The following is a 16,905-nucleotide window of genomic DNA, read 5'->3' as shown; positions in this document are numbered from 1 at the left end:
GAAATGTCGGAAGAACTCGATGAAAGCGTTGCAGCTAAAAGGCAAACTGCAACGCAGTGGCGCGACAAAAAGGAGAATGTGGCGCTTGCTGTAAATTTTATTTATCAGAGTATTGTGAGCCGTCAATCAGGCAACTCACATTGCGATGCAGCCATAAAAATGAAGCAGGCATAGTCGTTGTAACGGTGGCGGCCAGGTATTTTTCTACCGCGTCGTGCTTCCCTTCGCCTGCTATCAGCAGCAAGATCTCTTTTGCGTTCAGGATGTCCTTCAACCCCAACGTAATACCGTGGGTCACACGATTAGCAGCCGTTTTTAACATGTCGTGATGGCGCGTTTTTTCTTCAAGTATGCTGATATGGCAAAATGGTTCCAGGATCTCTGCGGGCTCATTCAACCCCAAATGGCCATTTTTGCCTATTCCTAGCAGGCATAAATCGAGGCCGCCCCGGCTGGCAATAATCTCTGTGATGCGTTCGCACTCCTGCTCGCTAACATTTTCAGATTGAAAACCAACCAACTGTTCTGCTCGTAACCCTAGTGGTTGAGCGATGTGTTGTTGCAGGAAAGATTCACACGTTGCGGGTGAGTTCAGCGGAATACCGACCCACTCGTCCAGTTTAACGAAAACCACCCGCTCAATATCGATCTTACGTTGGTTAATTTTTTCAACAAAGTAGCGATAGGTGAGAAGCGGTGTGCCCCCTGTTGCCAGACAGATGGTTGCGTCAGGTTTATTCTGTATCAACGTAATTAGCTGTTCGCTGGCGCGATCGCTTAAGACGTCATAATTATCGCAGTACTGGGTATATTGCATTTTCGAGTCCTTTTGCAGGAGGATGTTGCAGGCTGCTTCATCCTCCTTTCGATTAAAGAATGCCAAGTGCTGACGAGATAATAGACAGTACAAACGTTACGCCGATTAACAATACCGGGTGTGCTTTTTTCACCCGTAACATGTAGTACATCAGCAACGTGTAACCCATCGGTAAAATATTCGGGAATACTTTATCGAAAAAATCCTGCTGTAAGGCCACGCTGTGGGTACTGTCAATTGCAAAAGAAGTTACAACATTAATGTGTACATAGGACGCGATAAGTCCGCCAATAACAGTGATCCCGAGGATCGTTGCTGAGCGGGCGATCATCTGCGAATTTTCTCGTACTTTATCGATAGCCTTAACTCCTACTGAATAACCGACATGCGTCCAGCCAACGCGCAGGAAAAAGATCATCAAATAAACGGCGAAAAATAAAATTGGCCCCAGTATGTTTCCTTGGCTAGCAAAAGAGGAGCAGATCCCTGCCATAATAGGCAGTAAGGTGAACCAGAAAATGGCATCACCGATCCCGGCGATAGGTCCGAACAACGCCACTTTCAAGCCTTTGATGGTGTCTCGGTTTTCCCCCTTTTCTTCCATGGAGATTAACAATCCCATCAGAAAACCGACCAGGTTAGGGTGGGTATTGATAAATTCTAAATGATCTTTCATCGCCGCGCTTAGACCGGCTTTATCATCTTTATAGATTTTTTTCAGCACCGGGAGCATAGCCCAGGTAAAACCACCTGCCTGCATTCTTTCATAGTTAAAGCTGGCCTGAAGAAGCGACGAGCGAAAGCCCAGACGAGTAATGTCTTTTTTACTGATTTCAGATCCCATTGCTATAGTCCTCTTCTTCATTGTTTTTATTGGCGACAGGCTGAGGTTGAGCCTGCTGTTTGGCTTTCGTATTGAAAAACTCATATACGGCGAAACCTGCGCCCAACACTGCGACTGGCAGAAGGTTGTTAACCTGGATGTAGCAAACAAAGAGGAAGCCAGCAATCAGGTAAGGAATGTACTGTGCTTTGAACATCACGCGGAGTAACAAACCAAAACCGACCGCGGGCAAAATGCCACCAGCCACTTCAAATCCATGTGTTAACCAGGCGGGCATGGCTTTTACCAGTGACTGCATAGCGCCCTGGGCCAGATATGTACACAAGAAGGCGATGATGGCGTATGAAAAAGCAACAATCAGTGTTGTTAACCAGTTCAGACGCGTAAATGCGCTTGTGTTTGCTTCTTTCGCACAATTATCGGCTTTTGCCATGAACAATGAGAAGGCTGAGTAAAAGAACAATATTACGTATTGCATCAGAAGGCTGAAGGGCAAACCAAGACCGATGGCCGTTTTGGCATCCACGCCGGTAGACCATGCGATAACCGTGGTCATTAAACCAGCCATGATTGGATTGGGAGGCTGCACACCTCCTGCGGGGGTCAGACCGGCAAAAGCCAACTCGGTCAAACCTCCCGTAATCAGGCCAATGTGAATATCACCCAAGATAGCGCCGGTCAAAGTACATACGATAATTGGTCTGAATAAAAACAAGGCTTCCAGCCAAAAGTCGATTCCCAGAAAGAAGACTAATGCAGCCAGGGATAAACCCTGAATAAGAGTTATTTCATGCATATAGATCACCCCAAGTAAATAAATCCTTTTATTATGAAAAAGTTGTTTGCCTTTTAATCAGGGATCTGTTCTTTTTGATCGCCAGGGACATCCTGAATAAAGATATTAACACCCTGTTTCTTTATAAATTGAAGGTCATCAAGATCTTGTCCGTTAACATAAACTTTGCTGCTGATCTGTTTTTTGCCTTCAGAAAAATGCATATTGCCTACGTTGACATCGTTCAGCTTAATACCGCCTTCAAGCAATCTTCTTACCGTTTGTGGCGTCCGACAAATAAGAAAAATTTTCTGATGTGGCGCGGCTTTACCGATAACGTTTATGGTTTTATCTATGGAAAAAAAACGAATGCCAAAACCGTAGGTTTCGGCAGTGATACCCATTAATTTCTGCTGAATCTCATCCTGAGCAACGTCATCATCAACAACGACTAACAAGTTAGCACCAATTGTTGATGTCCATGTAACGCCAACCTGCCCATGTACTAATCGGTTATCAATACGGCTTAATAGAATATTTGGACTACTCATATTTGAATCCTCACCATAAAAACATTGAATAACATTGATTATTGGAATATATTATTGTTGCAGTATAAAAAATATTAATTCATTCAGCAGAACTTAAAGAATATATATCCTTAATATTCGGAAGATGAGCGCTACCTGACATCACGCAGATAGCACTCGCGCAGAATATAATAATGGTCACGATAATTCGCAGGTAGCCATCAATTTGTTTGCTGAACCACAGACGTTAATTTTACTCCGCACCACTTCTTTCATTGCATCCATACCGACCCGCATGTAATAGCGAGGATCGTTGCCCTGCGGATTTTCTGCAAACCATGCTTTGACCGCGTCGGCAAAGGCGATTTTCAGTTCGGTGGCCACGTTAACTTTGCATATTCCCAGCTCGATTGTGCGGCGGACGTAGTCGTCAGGAACATCGCTTGCACCATGCAGCACCAGCGGAATATCCACCACTTCACGAATTTCCCCTAAACGCTGGAAATCGATTTTGGGTGTTTTAGTGTACAAACCGTGTGCTGTGCCGATGGCAACAGCCAGGCTGTCGACGCCGGTACGTTCGACAAACCGTTTCGCTTCCTGCGGGTCGGTCAGGAAGGCGCTTTCGGCATCCACGCTCATATCATCTTCAACGCCGCCGAGGCGGCCCAGCTCAGCTTCCACGCTGCAATCTTTGGCATGGCAAAAGTCCACAACGGATTTCACCAGTTTCACATTTTCTTCAAACGGAAAGTGGCTGCCATCAATCATGGCGCTGCGCACCCCGGCATTTACCTTGCGACGGATATCGTCCAGTGATTCATGGTGATCGAGGTGCAGCGCAAGCGGTATACCGTAGCTGGTGGAATAAGCGCTGCACAGCGCGTAGATCTCTTCCAGCGCGATATGTTTAAACGTACCCGGCGTTCCGGCAAGGATCACCGGCGATTGCATTTCATAGCACACTTCCAGGATCGCCTGGATCGTTTCGGCGTTATGGATGTTAAAGGCCGGTACGGCATAGCCTTTTTTTTGCGCATCCTGCAGGAGGTATTTTGTAGAAATAATGCTCATAAAACGATCCTTTTAGGCGTTCCAGGGATGAATAACAACGCCCTGTACGACGCGGTTCACGGTACCGCTGGCAGAAGGCGTATCTGGCGTATTACCGGTACTGATTGACTGTGTCAGGGCGAAGACCTGCGCATACATCAGGAAGCAGAACGCCAGTTCCATATCAATGAAGCTGCGGGCAGGCGGCAGCAGGATATGCGGGCCGGCTTCAATCACGTCATCGGTTTGTGCGGCAATCGCGACTACCCGCAGCGCCTGCCGATCGCGGCGTAACTCAGCTAACAGATCAAGATCGTATTGGCGTGTATAGGGGTGGCTGGAAACAAAGACCACTACCAGCGTTTCGTTATCAACCAGCGATTTTGGCCCATGACGAAAACCGGTCGGTGAGTCATAGAATGCCGCCAGTTTACCCGCTGTCAGTTCCAGGACTTTCAGTGCCGATTCACGCGCGGCTCCCTGTAGCCCACCGCTACCGAGGTAGACGATCCGTTTCCATGGCGCGTTGCCGAACACGCCGTCGCTGAAATCACCCAGTGAAGTCAGGATCGTCTGGCAACGATCGGCCACGTCGCGGAAGGTCTGGCTGTTGATTTTTTGCGGGGCGAATACCGCCAGGCAACTGGCCATCATGGTAGTAATACTGCTGGTCATGGCGAAGCCACGGTCGTGCGTTTCAGCAGGCATTAACAGTGCAAAGGCATTGTCGCTTGCGACGGCGTTTTGATACAGGCTACCTGCTTCGTTACAGGTAATTGGCAGGTGATAGCACTCAGGTACAAACTGATTAGCCAGTTCCACAGCCGCAACGCTTTCGGGGCTGTTACCTGAGCGAGCGAAAGAAACCAGCAGCAACGGATGTGCTGGATTCAGATAATCCATCGGATTGGTGACCAAATCGGTGGTCGGCACGGCGCTGATGTTTTTTCCGGTTTGGCTTGCCAGCCACGGAGCAATAATGTCGCCGATAAATGCGGAAGTACCCGCCCCGGTCAGTACGATCCGCAGATCGTTTTTGCGCAGTAATGGCGCGAGAAAGCTGTCAATGGCAGATCGAATGTTGTCGATATTCGTAAGGGAACGGATCCAACTGGCAGGTTGTTGACGGATCTCTTCTTCTGTCCAGGTGCCCGTCGACGCGTGAGCAGGGGTGTAGGTTTCTGGCATAACTTAAGTCCTTAGTCTCGTAAATTCCACATAAGACGCTGGCAAAATGTCGCTATCTTTCGTTTCGTTTCACTTGTTCATATGATCGATTGATTAAAATCTATATGAAAGAAAGTGAAAGAGCAATGATGTAAAATGAAATAAAACGAAATTTGTGATCGTGAGAACTAAGGCTGTAATCATCTTGTTGATATTTAAAGAATCGCTTGCAGATAGTGCGAATCAAAATTTTATAAGCGAAAGGAAAAGAAAGGCCCGGCGATCAAAGACCGCAGGCCAATACGAGACAAAATGAAAGGTCTAAAGGGGGAGAGACTGACCCTGAATCCAGATCTGCTGCAAATGCAGGCTGCTATTGAGGGCGATAATGTCGGCATATTTGCCCACCGCTAACGATCCGCGTTGGCGATCGATTCCCAACAGGCGAGCGGGATGGAGCGAAGCCATGTGGATCGCCTCTTCAGCGGTGATCCCGGTGAACTCGACCATATTACGTACGGCTGCATCAACCGAGAGCGTGCTGCCCGCCAGGCCACCGGAAGCGGTACGCACAATACCGCTGCGCATTTCCACTTCCTCACCGCAGAGCGTATAGCGCCCGTCCGGCATACCAGCTGCCTGCATCGCATCGGTGATCAGCACCAGTCTGTCTTTCGCGCAACAGCAGCACAGCTTCATGGCCGCCGGGTGGACATGGTGTCCGTCAGCGATAAGCTCCAGCCAGGCGCGAGAGTCGGTTAACCCTGCACCAACCATTCCGGGCTCCCGGTGGTGTAAACCGGTCATACCGTTATAGCAGTGAACCAGTCCATCAGCCCCGACATCAAAGGCGGCGCGGGTTTGCTCCCAGGTGGCTGCGCTGTGGCCCAGCATCACCCGTACGTTGCGCTGCTTCAGATGTTTGATAGCCTGCAATGCGCCGGTTTTTTCTGGCGCCAGCGCAACGACGCGCAATGTTTGTTGGGAAATCGCAATCAGTTCATCCAGCTCCCTGAGCTCCAGTTCCCTGAAGAGCTCAGGCGGATGCGCCCCTTTGTTCTGCGGCGTAAAGTACGGACCTTCAAGATAACTACCCAGTACCTGCGCGCCGGACCCGCCGGAATGGTAGCGATGGGCAATACGTTTCAACGCCCGGTGAATATCTGGTAATGGGGCGGTGACGGTGGTGGGTAGCCAACTGGCTACCCCTTCACGCGCTTTGTGTATTGCCAGCTTATCGAGCGTATCCGGCGCATCATCCATGACATCGACACCTGCGCCTCCGTGCACATGGGTATCGATATATGCAGGGCACAACAGCTCAGCATCGCGCACCATCACGCCTGAGACGATAGGCTCAATGGCTGTAATGGTGCCATCCTCAATACGCACCTGATGATCGTCCAGCCAGCCTTGTTCCGTGAGCAGACGCTTGGCGCGTAGCACCTGTGTCATATCCCTTCCTCGACGGGTTTTTCCTCGCGGCAGCGTCCCAGCTCGTCCACCAGGCTGGTCAAACCCCGATGTCCGCATTCCAGCGCCTGCAAACGAAATGCTTCGCTGCTCAGGTCGTCGCGCTCCAGTACCATTTCCAGCAGCAGTTGCAGATTGGTGCCAGTGATCACTTCAGTACCTTGCCTTTGCATGGCTAGCGTGGAAGCGACGCGAAATGGCGTCCCGCCCAACAGGTCTGTCAGAAACACGATGTCTTGCTGAGCATCCAGCTCACTCACTGCCTGTTCTAGTTGCGAGGTGAGTAAGGCTGTTGTTGAGGTTTCCGGAAAGTCGATGGCGATGAACTGAGTCTGTTCACCTAAAATCTGTTTCATCGCTTTTTCCATTCCGCTGGCAAACCCGCCATGACCCGTCAAAATAATACCTAACATCTACAACCCCTTATATTTACAGGAAGTGACAGAACTTACCCACAACGCCGAGTACTACGGTAATAGCGATAAGGCGCAGAGGGCTCCAGCCACGACGAACCAGCCAGAACATGGTCAATGTGTAGACCAGCGGCAAAAATGCAGGCATCAGCTTGTCTATAACGTCTGTCTGTAGTTTCACAACCGCATCGCCAGCAGTAATTTCCAGCGTGGTGCTCAGGCGAACATAGGTCGCTACCAGCGCGCCGATCACCGTCATCCCAACGATAGATGCCGCATGACCAACCTTTTTAGTGTTAGCTTTAATCAGTGGGATAGCTGCAACGCCCATTCGGTAAGCATAGTGTGCCAGCCCAAAGCGCAGACCAAGATGAACCACGTTAAACATCACAATAAAGACTACAGCGCCAAGAATAGAACCTTGCAGCGCCAGACTTGCCCCGATACCACCGCAAATAGGCAATAACGTTAACCAGAACATGGCGTCACCGATACCGCCAAGCGGCGCACCGACGGCAATCTTGGTGCTTTGAATACTGTTCACATCCTGCTTGGAGCGTTCCATCGCCAGGATAATCCCGATAACAAACGTAACCAGGAACGGGTGCGTGTTGAAGAAGCCCATATGGCCTTTCATTGAACGTGCCAGATCTCGCTTGTTGGTATGGATCTTTTTCAGTGCAGGTAACAGGCCGTACAACCATCCTGATGCCTGCATACGTTCATAGTTGAAAGAGGCCTGTAACAACATGGAACGCCAGGCAACACGGTTGATATCTTTTTTCGTCAGCTCGGCACCGATATTCTGGTCTTCGTAGACGTTTTCATTCGTGCCGGACAGCAGCGTTTCTTCGGTTTCGGAAATGTTCGGCAGAGCCGTTTGATTAGATGCCATCTTCGAATTCCTCTTTTTGTGCTGCGGGAGCTGTAGTTTCAGGTGATTTACGCAGAAAATCGATCAGTGCCATGGCCAGTGCTGCTGCGGCGATTGCCAGCACAGGGAGTTTGAGCCAGGCGGCGGCGACAAAACCCAGGATGAAGTAAGGGATGTAGACGTTTTTCATCATGATTTTCAGCAGTACGGCGAAACCGATAGCTGGCATGATGCCGCCTGCCACGCCGAGGCCGTCAATTAGGCGGGTCGGCAGAACATCTATAGCTGTTTTGGCATGTTCCGCACCAAAGTAAATCGGCAGGAAAGCGCATAAGAAGTAGAACGTCCCCAGCGCCAGTAACGCCAGATAGTTGACCCGCTCAATTCCGTCTGTATCGGCATTCGCCGCCATGCGATCGCAGCGAGCCATCACCCCGGACATCACGGAGAAGAGGAAGGTAATGCCCATTTGTACCGCTACCGCGAACGGTACAGCGACACCGACAGCTACTTCCGGTTTTACGCCAGTGGTGATGGCGAAAGTTGTTCCTACGATGGTGCCGATGATGACGTTTGGCGGCTGTGCTCCCGCCAGCGGAGCCAGGCCCATCCACACCAGTTCCAGCGTACCCCCGGTTAAAATACCGGTATGCAGATCGCCCAGAATCAGGCCGACCAGCGGCCCGAGAACAACCGGGCGGTGCATGTGCGTTAACCCGTTGAACATATCCAGGCCTGCAATAAAGGCGAGAATACCCAACGCAAAAGCCTGCAACAGACTGATTTCCATTGTGAATCCCTCAGAGAAGTTTATAGAGGTCCTGGGCGGGTTCTGTTGGAACGCCCTGAACGAAGCATTCCACCCCAGCGGCTTTCAACCCGTTGAACGCCGCTATATCGGCAGCGTCTACAGAAACCGTTTTGGCGATTTGCTGCTTGCCGTTGGCATAGTGCATGTTGCCAACGTTGATACGATTAACAGGAACACCGCCTTCGACCAGACGGTAGAAATCCGCAGGCGATTTGCAGACCAGCAAAATTTTCTGGCGATCGGCGGCACGGTGAATATTGTCGATTACTTTTTGTAGTGACCAGAAGCGCACGGCAATCCCTTCCGCCAGAACCATTTCCATCAGGTTTTGCTGCACCGGATCTTCAGCCACCTCATCATTGGCGACCAGCACCAGATTTGCCCCCGCAAATCCGACCCATTGCACACCGACCTGACCGTGAATTAAACGTTCGTCAATGCGACTTAATACAATGTTTGGCATGGTATTTTTCTCTTTCTTGTTATGCGTTATGGGATGAATCACCCAGGCTGGCGCAGTGATATTGCTGCAGTATGTCCTGAATATGGTTAATGATGAGTTCTCGCGGTGTCGCGCTGAGATCTCCCTCGCGCACTTTTACGTACTGCAAGGGTAGATACTGGCTAATCAGCGGTAACGGGATCGGTTCGTCGGCCAAGTTACGCACCAGACGTTCGAATGCCTCATCAATCTGGCTGTCCGGCCAGTAGTAACGAACCCGATCTGAGTAGCTATATCCGCGGGCCAAACGGCGCGCATTGCCATCGCCGTGATAGTGGCTCTGCCAGTACTCCGGTCGATCAAGCATCACGCTTTCCAGGACATGTCGCAGGCCTGAGCTGGCTTTTGCGGGCAGCAATTCCTCTTCAATAGCGGCTAATGAAAATAACGCTTCGCGCAGGGCAAAGGTCAGCGCCGGGCCGACTTTCAGGATCGCGAAATGATCTTTAACCAACTGGCGCAAGGACTGAGGCGTTTGGTAATCGGTAGAATGCGCTTCAAAAACCAGCGTGTCGTAGTCTTCCACCATTTTGCTGAGTGCCACGGCTTTCTGCGGTTGATAATCAATGATGTGCGTGTGGTCGAATTCAACGCCAGGTTGCACGACCAGGGCGATAATACGTGCCCATATACCTTCCAGCCCGCGCTTTTCAAAGGCGTGATAGTGGGCCTGCAGCGTTGCGCGTGCCGCATCCGGCGTTGTTACCGCCAGTTCGGTTAACGCTTCGTGTGCGCCACCAGGAACCGGAACTTCTGTGCCAATCACATAGACCAGGTCAGACTCGCCAAAATGTGCCATACAGGTTTCTTCGGCGACTTTGGCCAGGCGTGCGGCGCGCTCAGCGACGATTTCATCCGTCAGTGGAACCGGGTCGTTGGCACAAGACATGCTGCAATCGAGGTGGATTTTTTTAAAGCCTGCGGCGACATAGCTCTTGATCAGATCGTCAGCATTGGCCATTGCCTGTTCCGCAGGCAGATTTTGCCAACGGTTTGGCCCGAGATGGTCTCCGCCGAGAATCAGCATATCCTGAGAAAAATCAAGCGAGTCGGCTAATCGGCAGACAAAACTGCGAAAATCGGCTGGCGTCATACCTGTATAGCCGCCAAACTGGTCAACCTGATTAGAGGTTGCTTCGATCAACAGCGGTGTATGATTGGCATGGGCGTAGCGTATTGCGGCTTCCAGTACGATTGGATGCGCGGAACAAACGGCATAAATCCCGTTTGCCTTCCCCCGTTTATGCTGCTCGACCATTTTAGTTAGATGTTTCACTTTCCTCTCCAGGTCAGATTACTGCGACATCAATCTTTCGTTTTGTTTCATTTAATACTGCATTATGGTGTTATAAAAATAAAACGAAAGATAATAGTTTTCCGATCTGTTTCACAAAAGAAACGCAATGAAAGGTTTCAGCGTAAGTTCGTCCGGCTCTTCCCTGCTTGCGGGGCTTGCATTCGCGTAAAAGAAAGGCGTTAATAGATAAAACGAAATAAAACGAAAGGTTCAACTAAAGGATTTCTTATGAGTAACACCGAGTCCTCTGCAGACAAGCGCGTTATTGGCACCAGCGAAAGACGTGAGCAGATCATCCAGCGGTTACGGCAGCAGGGAAGCGTTCAGGTTAACGATCTCTCCTTATTTTTTGGCGTCTCCACGGTCACTATTCGCAACGACCTCGCTTTTCTGGAAAAGCAGGGGATTGCGGTACGTGCCTATGGCGGGGCGCTGATTTGCGAAAGCAATGCGCCTGTTGTGGAGCCTTCTGTTGAAGATAAGAGTTCACTTAATACGGCAGTAAAACGCAGTATTGCCAGAGCCGCCGCAGAGCTGATTCAACCGGGACACCGCGTGATCCTTGACTCCGGTACCACGACCTATGAAATTGCCCGTCTGATGCGCCAGCATACCAATGTCATTGCTATGACCAACGGTATGAATGTCGCCAATGCGTTACTGGAAGCAGAAGGGGTTGAGCTGCTGATGACCGGCGGTCATTTGCGTCGTCAGTCACAATCTTTTTATGGCGATCAGGCAGAGCAATCGCTCCAAAATTATCACTTCGACATGCTGTTTCTTGGCGTTGATGCTATTGATTTAGAGCGTGGTGTTAGCACGCACAACGAAGATGAAGCGCGTCTCAACCGTCGGATGTGTGAAGTGGCTGAACGTATTATTGTTGTTACCGACTCGACGAAGTTTAACCGCTCCAGCCTGCATAAGATCATTGATACTCAGAGGATCCATACCATCATTGTTGATGAAGGTATCCCAGAGGAGAGTTTGCAGGAACTACGCCGCAGCGGTGTTGAAGTGATCATTGTTGAGTAGTCCCGCTCTAAAATTCAAAAATGTGATCCCATTCAATTAAACAAAAACAAACCATAAGCGAGCTTTTTTAGTAGCTCGCTTTCGTTTTTTTGCATGCTTCCCGTCTCTTTCTCGCATCTTACCCGTTTTGAGTCTTTTCATTTTTTCGGTTTTCTTCGTTTCGGTTTGCTAAAACGAAAGAAAATAGTCAGTTTTGGTTAAATTAAACGCTGAGTCTGTGCGCACAAATTCACCTTATTGCTTCTGATGTAATATATTCAAAAGAAAACGAAAGTGCTAAAGCGCTAAAAAAAAACAACATGAATATTTGATGGAGCAATAGAAATGCTGGATAACTTAAGACGTCGCGAGCAAATAATTGATCTGCTGTGCGATCAGGGTAGCGTTCGTGTCGAGCCACTGAGCGTCCATTTTGGTGTGTCATCGGTCACGATCCGCAACGACTTACGTTATCTGGAGCAGAAAGGATGCGTCATGCGCTCCTACGGCGGGGCGGTTCTCAATCAGCACTTTGCCCTTGACCGACCTTTGCAGGATAAGGACCGGCTGAATCGCGATGTGAAAACGCGTATTGCCGAAAAAGCAGCCAGCTTTGTGAAAGATGGTGACACGTTAATCCTCGATTCCGGTTCGACCACCACGCTCATTCCTCCAATGTTAAAGAATCGCCGCGATCTGGTGGTGATGACCAATGCGCTCAACATTGCGTGGGAGCTGGCGAATTTTGAGCGCGTAGACGTCATGATCCTGGGAGGGAACGTCAGGCAAAGCGTCTATTCATTGTATGGCCCTTCAGCAGAACACCAGCTCAGACAATACCGGTTTGATAAGCTTTTTTTGGGCGTTGATGGATTCTGCCTGGAAGCAGGGATAACCACGCCACATCCGGGAGAAGCGCATCTGAATCAGGTAATGTGTGAGGTTGCACAGGAGGTCACGGTAGTCGCTGACTCCAGCAAGTTTGGCCGCAAAAGTTTCTGTATGATTAGCGAAATCAGCGGGATTGACCGGGTGATTACCGACAGCGGTATCCCTGAAAATTATCACAGGACGTTAATCCAGCTTGGGGTGGATGTGGTGATTGCGGATGAATAACTGAAATTGCTGGCGAGATTTTCTCGCCAGCAGTGTTTTAGTGGGTCAGCGTACCCTGTTCAACCAGCAGCAATGCGGCACCGCGAACCCCGCTGGATGCACCATGGATGGCCGGGAATACGCGGGCAGGCTCTAATCCCGGGAACAAGTAACGTGACATAGCCTGCGGCAGCAACGTATAAATTTCCTCGATGTTGGAAACTCCACCGCCGAGAACAAAAGCATCGACATCCAGAATCAACTGCAATTGCGCCAGCGTACAACCCAACATATCAATCCATGCTTCTATGGTAGTAACGGCGCTGGCATTGCCATGACGATAATGCTCCAGCAGGGTCTCCATTTTGAGTTGTTCTCCACTGAAGTGTTTGTGGAGCCACAGTAAACCAGGACCGGATTGATAGCGTTCCAGACACCCTTGTAAGCCACAGCCGCACTTCAACTCAGGCAAGTGATAACGACGCATAAACGTTGCCGGAAGCGGTAAATGGCCGAACTCACTGGCCATTCGGTTGCGACCCCGATACAACTGACCGTCAATGACTAACCCTCCACCCATGCCGGTGCCAATAATGGCACCAAAAATTCGGGAGAACTGGCGAGCCTGCTGGGTATGGGCTTCCGAGAGTGCAAAACAGCAGCAGTCATTGTCCAGTTCAACCGAACGATTGAGGCGGTGGGCCAGATCGTTCATCACCTGGCGTCCTGTGAGGCAAGGCACGTTAGATGACAGTAATTTTCCGGTATGTCTGTCCATAAGACCGGGCATGCCGATGCCAATTTTTCCTTGCGTTCCAGTCGCCCAGTCGGCGGTATCAATAAGTGAAGTAAAGGTCGAAAGAAAGAGTTCATAATCCTGCACTGGCGTGGCGACGCGCTTACGCCAGCAAACCTGCATTTCCTTATCAAAAGCGACAATTTCAGTTTTGGTTCCACCAATATCAACACCGTAAAACATGCCTCATCTCCTCCGGCTTCACAGCGTAACCAGACAGTTTTCCTTGCGAGCGCGCTCTGCGGCAAAGACCATTAAGTGACTTTCCAGTGATTCATCTGGGCCAGAAAGAATCATATTTTGATCGTTGGCCATCACTGCGTGGATAAAGCGATCCATCAGGTAGTAATCGCCACCACCATGCCCCCCCATCTGGGTTTGTGTGCCAGCGGCGATCTCCTCGATCTGATGCACTGTTTCTTTGTCTGTCAGGAAATCAAACACCCTGATTTGCTCGCCATCACCTTCCAGATAACCTCTGGTGCCAAACAGGCGCGTTTTTCGATCTTCCATTTTGGTAAACGCGGTCATGGTAAAGGTCACTGTCTGTTGGTGGGCAAAACGTAAGTTAACAACCTGATGATCCACTACATCATTATCACAACGATAAACGCAACGACCATAAGGCCCATCGCGCAGCGCCTGGCGAACATTCTCTTCGCTAGGATCTGCAGTCAGCACTCGACGGAAGTGTGGAGTGCATTTGTGGTTTTCACCCAGATAAATTTTGCAGGCAGACCAGGGACAGGTTGCTTCAACCTGACAATCAAGGCAGCGGTCGGCGGCACCAGCAGGCTGATTCTCTTTCACAAAGTGACTCAGGCTACCAAATGATCCTACGTCCTGGCAGTTGTCGCTCATGATGTAGCGGATCCAGTCCAAATCATGACAGGATTTCTGTAACAACATAAATGACGATTCTGCTTCATTGCGCCAGTTACCACGTACAAACGAGTGCGCCTGATGCCAGTAACCTACGGGTTCGAGATGCTGCATGCTGACAATATCGCCAATTACGCCATCATCAAGCAGTGATTTCAGCTTTTGCGTATAGCGGGTGTAACGCAGGACGTGCGCGACGGCCAGTAATACGTTGTTGCGTTTGACCGCATCAATAATGATCCGGCAATCTTCTGGCGTAGGGGCGAGCGGTTTTTCCAGCAGAATGTGATAGCCGAGATTAGCAAACGCCACGGCAGGATCTTTGTGCATATTATCCTGCGTGCAAATAAGTACCACATCGGCCATTTTGGGTTGGGCCGCAGCTTCTTGCCAGTCGCAAAACACGTTATTTGGGTCAATCTTATGCTGTGCGACAAACTGCTGGCGGTATGCCTCTCTGGGCTCGGCAACGCCTACCACCTGCATTCTGTCTGGATGTTCAAGCGCATAGCGAGAATATATTTCTCCGCGCGCACCAGCCCCTACCACTAATACGGTCACTTTATTCGCACACATATAAACCTCTCATTTTTCACTTAGCCTGAATAACGGTCAGACCAAATTTTCTTCATGTTTTTTATCAAACAAAAAGGCGGCTTCCAGATTAAATTTCACTTTGATAGATTCACCGGGAAGTGGGGTCCAGTCGGGTGAGGAGTTAATACGTAAGATCATATGTTGCTCACCAATATCAAAATGCAGAAGGTCTTCGTTGCCCATCCTTTCTACGTTGGTAATGTGCGCATCGAACGCCGAGGCATCATGCTGCGAGGCTAACTGAATGGCCTCTGAGCGGATGCCAAACCAGACGCTGGAGTGCGGATATTGCTCCAGTAGGTTACTCAAGCGCGTATTTAGTGGCAGGATTAAATTATCAGCCAGGCGCAGGCCACGAGTGCTGGGGTCAATATCAAGCAGCATAATATTCATTGCCGGATTACCAATAAAACCAGCAACAAATTTATTCCTGGGGTGATGGTAAATATTCCCTGGGGTATCCACCTGCATAATACGGCCGCCATTTAGAACGCAAATCCTGTCTCCCATCGTCATCGCTTCAATCTGATCGTGCGTGACGTACACCATGGTTGCGCTCACGCCTTCGTGACGCAGTTGTCGATGCAGTTCTGTCAGCCGCACGCGCATTGAAACACGCAGTTTTGTATCCAGGTTGGACAGCGGCTCATCAAACAAAAAAACGTCTGGCTTACGCACGATGGCCCTGCCAACGGCTACGCGCTGGCATTGACCGCCTGAAAGCTGACCGGGCTTTTTGTCGAGCAATGTTTCGATTTCCAGCTTGTGTGCTGCTTCCCGGACGCGGATATCAATCTCTTCTTTGCTCATTTTCCCTAACAGACTGAATGCCATATTTTTATAAATCGTCATGTGGGGATAGAGGGCATAATTCTGGAAGACCATGGCAACGCCTCGCTCCTTTGGTAGCAGGTCGTTGACGCACTTCTCTCCGATTGCGATATGGCCATGAGTGATATCTTCCAGACCTGCAATCATGCGTAGCAGCGTTGATTTGGCGCAGCCTGATGGCCCGACAAACACCATGAATTCGCCGTCGTGGATTTCAAGATCAACGCCATGGATCGCCTGAAAGCCATTGGGATAGACTTTGCTTACTGCCTGTAATTGAATACCTGACATAACACTGCCCCTTATCCTTTAATTCCGGCACCAGCGATGCCGCGAATAAAATAGCGCTGGAAGAAGATATAAAGTAACAACATCGGGATAATCGCCAGCAATGCGCCCGCCATTAACATCGGATATTCCACGCCTGAGCGGCCAGAAAGTGAGGCTAATCCTACTGGTAATGTCATTTTATCCATGGAAGTGTTGACGATCAGCGGCCACATTAAATTATTCCAGCTCCACAGTCCGTTAATAATGACGCAGGCAATCAGTCCCGGTTTAATTAATGGCAGCATAATTTTGAAGAAAATAGTCAGATGGTTATACCCATCCATAATGGCTGCCTCTTCCAGTTCTTTAGGTACTGACAGAAAAAACTGACGTAATAAAAAGGCGCTATATATGCTGAATAAGCCCGGTAGCACCAGTCCAGGAATTGAGTTCAGCAAACCGATTTTTTCAACTGTTAAAAACTGTGGGATTAAAAAGATCTGACCGGGCACCATCAGAATTGAAATACACAGCATAAACAGGACATCTCGTCCTTTGAAACGCAGTCGGGAGAAACCGTACGCTGCCATTGCCGCAATCAGCGTCTGCAAAATGACGATGATCAGCGTGGAGACGATCGAGTTAAAGTAAAAGCTGCCAAAAGGCATTTCATGCAAGATTTTACCGTAAGCCTGAAACCCTGGGTTGGCGGGTAGCAGGATCGGCGGAAAGGCGATGCTTTCTGCCTGGGTTTTAAAAGAGGTGATGATCATCCAGATAAACGGAACCACCGTTACCAGCGTCGCGAGGATCATCAGGCCGTAAATTAGCCATTTTTCACGTTTTGTCATGAACATCGTGGTG

At 49.7% G+C, this 16,905-nt stretch carries 18 protein-coding genes; 2 read left to right on the top strand and 16 right to left on the bottom strand.

Going from position 1 to position 16,905, the window contains the following annotated elements; translation table 11 throughout:
• Nucleotides 1-97: 97 nt before the first annotated feature.
• The 12 genes from FDX11_RS23835 to kbaZ all read right to left on the bottom strand — a co-directional run bounded on the left by FDX11_RS23835 (nt 98) and on the right by kbaZ (nt 10,535).
• The gene (locus tag FDX11_RS23835) at nt 98-817 is read right to left on the bottom strand and encodes a galactosamine-6-phosphate isomerase (protein WP_042311235.1); all 720 of its coding nucleotides are present in this window, start codon (nt 815-817) and stop codon (nt 98-100) included.
• 52 nt (nt 818-869) lie between these two features.
• Nucleotides 870-1,661 (bottom strand): PTS galactosamine transporter subunit IID, encoded by a 792-nt coding sequence (agaD, locus tag FDX11_RS23830; protein WP_079225940.1) that lies wholly within the window; start codon nt 1,659-1,661, stop codon nt 870-872.
• Complete coding sequence (agaC, locus tag FDX11_RS23825) at nt 1,651-2,457, bottom strand: PTS galactosamine transporter subunit IIC (RefSeq protein WP_137398634.1); 807 nt, start codon at nt 2,455-2,457, stop codon at nt 1,651-1,653. The genes agaD and agaC overlap by 11 nt, the downstream gene beginning before the upstream one ends.
• Nucleotides 2,458-2,510: 53 nt before the next feature.
• Nucleotides 2,511-2,987 (bottom strand): PTS galactosamine transporter subunit IIB, encoded by a 477-nt coding sequence (gene agaB, locus FDX11_RS23820; RefSeq protein WP_042311230.1) that lies wholly within the window; start codon nt 2,985-2,987, stop codon nt 2,511-2,513.
• 177 nt (nt 2,988-3,164) lie between these two features.
• The gene (kbaY, locus tag FDX11_RS23815; RefSeq protein WP_042311227.1) at nt 3,165-4,040 is read right to left on the bottom strand and encodes a tagatose-bisphosphate aldolase subunit KbaY; all 876 of its coding nucleotides are present in this window, start codon (nt 4,038-4,040) and stop codon (nt 3,165-3,167) included.
• Between the two features lie 12 nt (nt 4,041-4,052).
• Nucleotides 4,053-5,207: an AgaS family sugar isomerase gene (locus FDX11_RS23810; protein WP_137398633.1), complete on the bottom strand. Its 1,155-nt coding sequence runs from the start codon at nt 5,205-5,207 to the stop codon at nt 4,053-4,055.
• A 300-nt stretch (nt 5,208-5,507) separates the two neighbouring features.
• Nucleotides 5,508-6,641 carry an N-acetylglucosamine-6-phosphate deacetylase gene (nagA, locus tag FDX11_RS23805; protein ID WP_137398632.1) on the bottom strand — a complete coding sequence of 378 codons (1,134 nt, stop codon included), beginning with the start codon at nt 6,639-6,641 and terminating at the stop codon, nt 5,508-5,510.
• Nucleotides 6,638-7,072 carry a PTS galactosamine/N-acetylgalactosamine transporter subunit IIA gene (gene agaF / locus FDX11_RS23800; protein WP_042311221.1) on the bottom strand — a complete coding sequence of 145 codons (435 nt, stop codon included), beginning with the start codon at nt 7,070-7,072 and terminating at the stop codon, nt 6,638-6,640. Before agaF ends, nagA begins: the two co-directional genes overlap by 4 nt.
• A 16-nt stretch (nt 7,073-7,088) precedes the next feature.
• Nucleotides 7,089-7,967 carry a PTS N-acetylgalactosamine transporter subunit IID gene (agaE, locus tag FDX11_RS23795; RefSeq protein ID WP_042311219.1) on the bottom strand — a complete coding sequence of 293 codons (879 nt, stop codon included), beginning with the start codon at nt 7,965-7,967 and terminating at the stop codon, nt 7,089-7,091.
• Nucleotides 7,957-8,736: a PTS N-acetylgalactosamine transporter subunit IIC gene (agaW, locus tag FDX11_RS23790; protein WP_042311217.1), complete on the bottom strand. Its 780-nt coding sequence runs from the start codon at nt 8,734-8,736 to the stop codon at nt 7,957-7,959. The genes agaE and agaW overlap by 11 nt, the downstream gene beginning before the upstream one ends.
• Before the next feature lie 10 nt (nt 8,737-8,746).
• Entirely contained in the window at nt 8,747-9,220 is a 474-nt protein-coding gene (gene agaV, locus FDX11_RS23785; protein ID WP_038634137.1) for a PTS N-acetylgalactosamine transporter subunit IIB, read from the bottom strand.
• A 19-nt stretch (nt 9,221-9,239) separates the two neighbouring features.
• Nucleotides 9,240-10,535 carry a tagatose-bisphosphate aldolase subunit KbaZ gene (gene kbaZ, locus FDX11_RS23780; RefSeq protein ID WP_137398631.1) on the bottom strand — a complete coding sequence of 432 codons (1,296 nt, stop codon included), beginning with the start codon at nt 10,533-10,535 and terminating at the stop codon, nt 9,240-9,242.
• A 249-nt stretch (nt 10,536-10,784) separates the two neighbouring features.
• Between kbaZ and FDX11_RS23775 the strand changes: the two genes are divergently transcribed.
• Nucleotides 10,785-11,591, top strand: a complete 807-nt coding sequence (locus FDX11_RS23775) for a DeoR family transcriptional regulator (RefSeq protein ID WP_003024922.1) — start codon at nt 10,785-10,787, stop codon at nt 11,589-11,591.
• A 324-nt stretch (nt 11,592-11,915) separates the two neighbouring features.
• Entirely contained in the window at nt 11,916-12,686 is a 771-nt protein-coding gene (agaR, locus tag FDX11_RS23770) for a transcriptional repressor AgaR (RefSeq protein WP_003024920.1), read from the top strand.
• A 37-nt stretch (nt 12,687-12,723) separates the two neighbouring features.
• Here the strand turns inward: agaR and FDX11_RS23765 are convergent, their stop codons facing one another.
• The 4 genes from FDX11_RS23765 to FDX11_RS23750 are packed head-to-tail and all read right to left on the bottom strand — an operon-like array spanning nt 12,724 to nt 16,898.
• Entirely contained in the window at nt 12,724-13,644 is a 921-nt protein-coding gene (locus FDX11_RS23765; RefSeq protein WP_008785896.1) for an ROK family protein, read from the bottom strand.
• An 18-nt stretch (nt 13,645-13,662) separates the two neighbouring features.
• Complete coding sequence (locus FDX11_RS23760; protein WP_042311212.1) at nt 13,663-14,919, bottom strand: Gfo/Idh/MocA family protein; 1,257 nt, start codon at nt 14,917-14,919, stop codon at nt 13,663-13,665.
• A 36-nt stretch (nt 14,920-14,955) separates the two neighbouring features.
• Nucleotides 14,956-16,062, bottom strand: coding sequence for an ABC transporter ATP-binding protein (locus FDX11_RS23755; protein WP_137398630.1), 1,107 nt, complete (start codon nt 16,060-16,062; stop codon nt 14,956-14,958).
• 11 nt (nt 16,063-16,073) lie between these two features.
• Nucleotides 16,074-16,898, bottom strand: coding sequence for a carbohydrate ABC transporter permease (locus tag FDX11_RS23750; protein ID WP_137365234.1), 825 nt, complete (start codon nt 16,896-16,898; stop codon nt 16,074-16,076).
• Nucleotides 16,899-16,905 lie beyond the last annotated feature (7 nt).

Origin of the sequence: Citrobacter sp. wls714 (genome assembly GCF_005281025.1) — a bacterium.
Classification (GTDB): Bacteria; Pseudomonadota; Gammaproteobacteria; order Enterobacterales; family Enterobacteriaceae; genus Citrobacter; species Citrobacter werkmanii.
The sequence above is the reverse complement of the archived record's forward strand: the minus strand, read 5'-3'. Positions and strand labels throughout refer to the sequence as shown.

What these genes read in the sequence shown, in the direction of transcription:
- FDX11_RS23835 (WP_042311235.1), bottom strand. Translation starts at nt 817, where the DNA reads ATGCAATATACCCAGTACTGCGATAATTATGACGTCTTAAGCGATCGC.
- agaD (WP_079225940.1), bottom strand. Translation starts at nt 1,661, where the DNA reads ATGGGATCTGAAATCAGTAAAAAAGACATTACTCGTCTGGGCTTTCGC.
- agaC (WP_137398634.1), bottom strand. Translation starts at nt 2,457, where the DNA reads ATGCATGAAATAACTCTTATTCAGGGTTTATCCCTGGCTGCATTAGTC.
- agaB (WP_042311230.1), bottom strand. Translation starts at nt 2,987, where the DNA reads ATGAGTAGTCCAAATATTCTATTAAGCCGTATTGATAACCGATTAGTA.
- kbaY (WP_042311227.1), bottom strand. Translation starts at nt 4,040, where the DNA reads ATGAGCATTATTTCTACAAAATACCTCCTGCAGGATGCGCAAAAAAAA.
- FDX11_RS23810 (WP_137398633.1), bottom strand. Translation starts at nt 5,207, where the DNA reads ATGCCAGAAACCTACACCCCTGCTCACGCGTCGACGGGCACCTGGACA.
- nagA (WP_137398632.1), bottom strand. Translation starts at nt 6,641, where the DNA reads ATGACACAGGTGCTACGCGCCAAGCGTCTGCTCACGGAACAAGGCTGG.
- agaF (WP_042311221.1), bottom strand. Translation starts at nt 7,072, where the DNA reads ATGTTAGGTATTATTTTGACGGGTCATGGCGGGTTTGCCAGCGGAATG.
- agaE (WP_042311219.1), bottom strand. Translation starts at nt 7,967, where the DNA reads ATGGCATCTAATCAAACGGCTCTGCCGAACATTTCCGAAACCGAAGAA.
- agaW (WP_042311217.1), bottom strand. Translation starts at nt 8,736, where the DNA reads ATGGAAATCAGTCTGTTGCAGGCTTTTGCGTTGGGTATTCTCGCCTTT.
- agaV (WP_038634137.1), bottom strand. Translation starts at nt 9,220, where the DNA reads ATGCCAAACATTGTATTAAGTCGCATTGACGAACGTTTAATTCACGGT.
- FDX11_RS23775 (WP_003024922.1), top strand. Translation starts at nt 10,785, where the DNA reads ATGAGTAACACCGAGTCCTCTGCAGACAAGCGCGTTATTGGCACCAGC.
- agaR (WP_003024920.1), top strand. Translation starts at nt 11,916, where the DNA reads ATGCTGGATAACTTAAGACGTCGCGAGCAAATAATTGATCTGCTGTGC.
- FDX11_RS23765 (WP_008785896.1), bottom strand. Translation starts at nt 13,644, where the DNA reads ATGTTTTACGGTGTTGATATTGGTGGAACCAAAACTGAAATTGTCGCT.
- FDX11_RS23760 (WP_042311212.1), bottom strand. Translation starts at nt 14,919, where the DNA reads ATGTGTGCGAATAAAGTGACCGTATTAGTGGTAGGGGCTGGTGCGCGC.
- FDX11_RS23755 (WP_137398630.1), bottom strand. Translation starts at nt 16,062, where the DNA reads ATGTCAGGTATTCAATTACAGGCAGTAAGCAAAGTCTATCCCAATGGC.
- FDX11_RS23750 (WP_137365234.1), bottom strand. Translation starts at nt 16,898, where the DNA reads ATGTTCATGACAAAACGTGAAAAATGGCTAATTTACGGCCTGATGATC.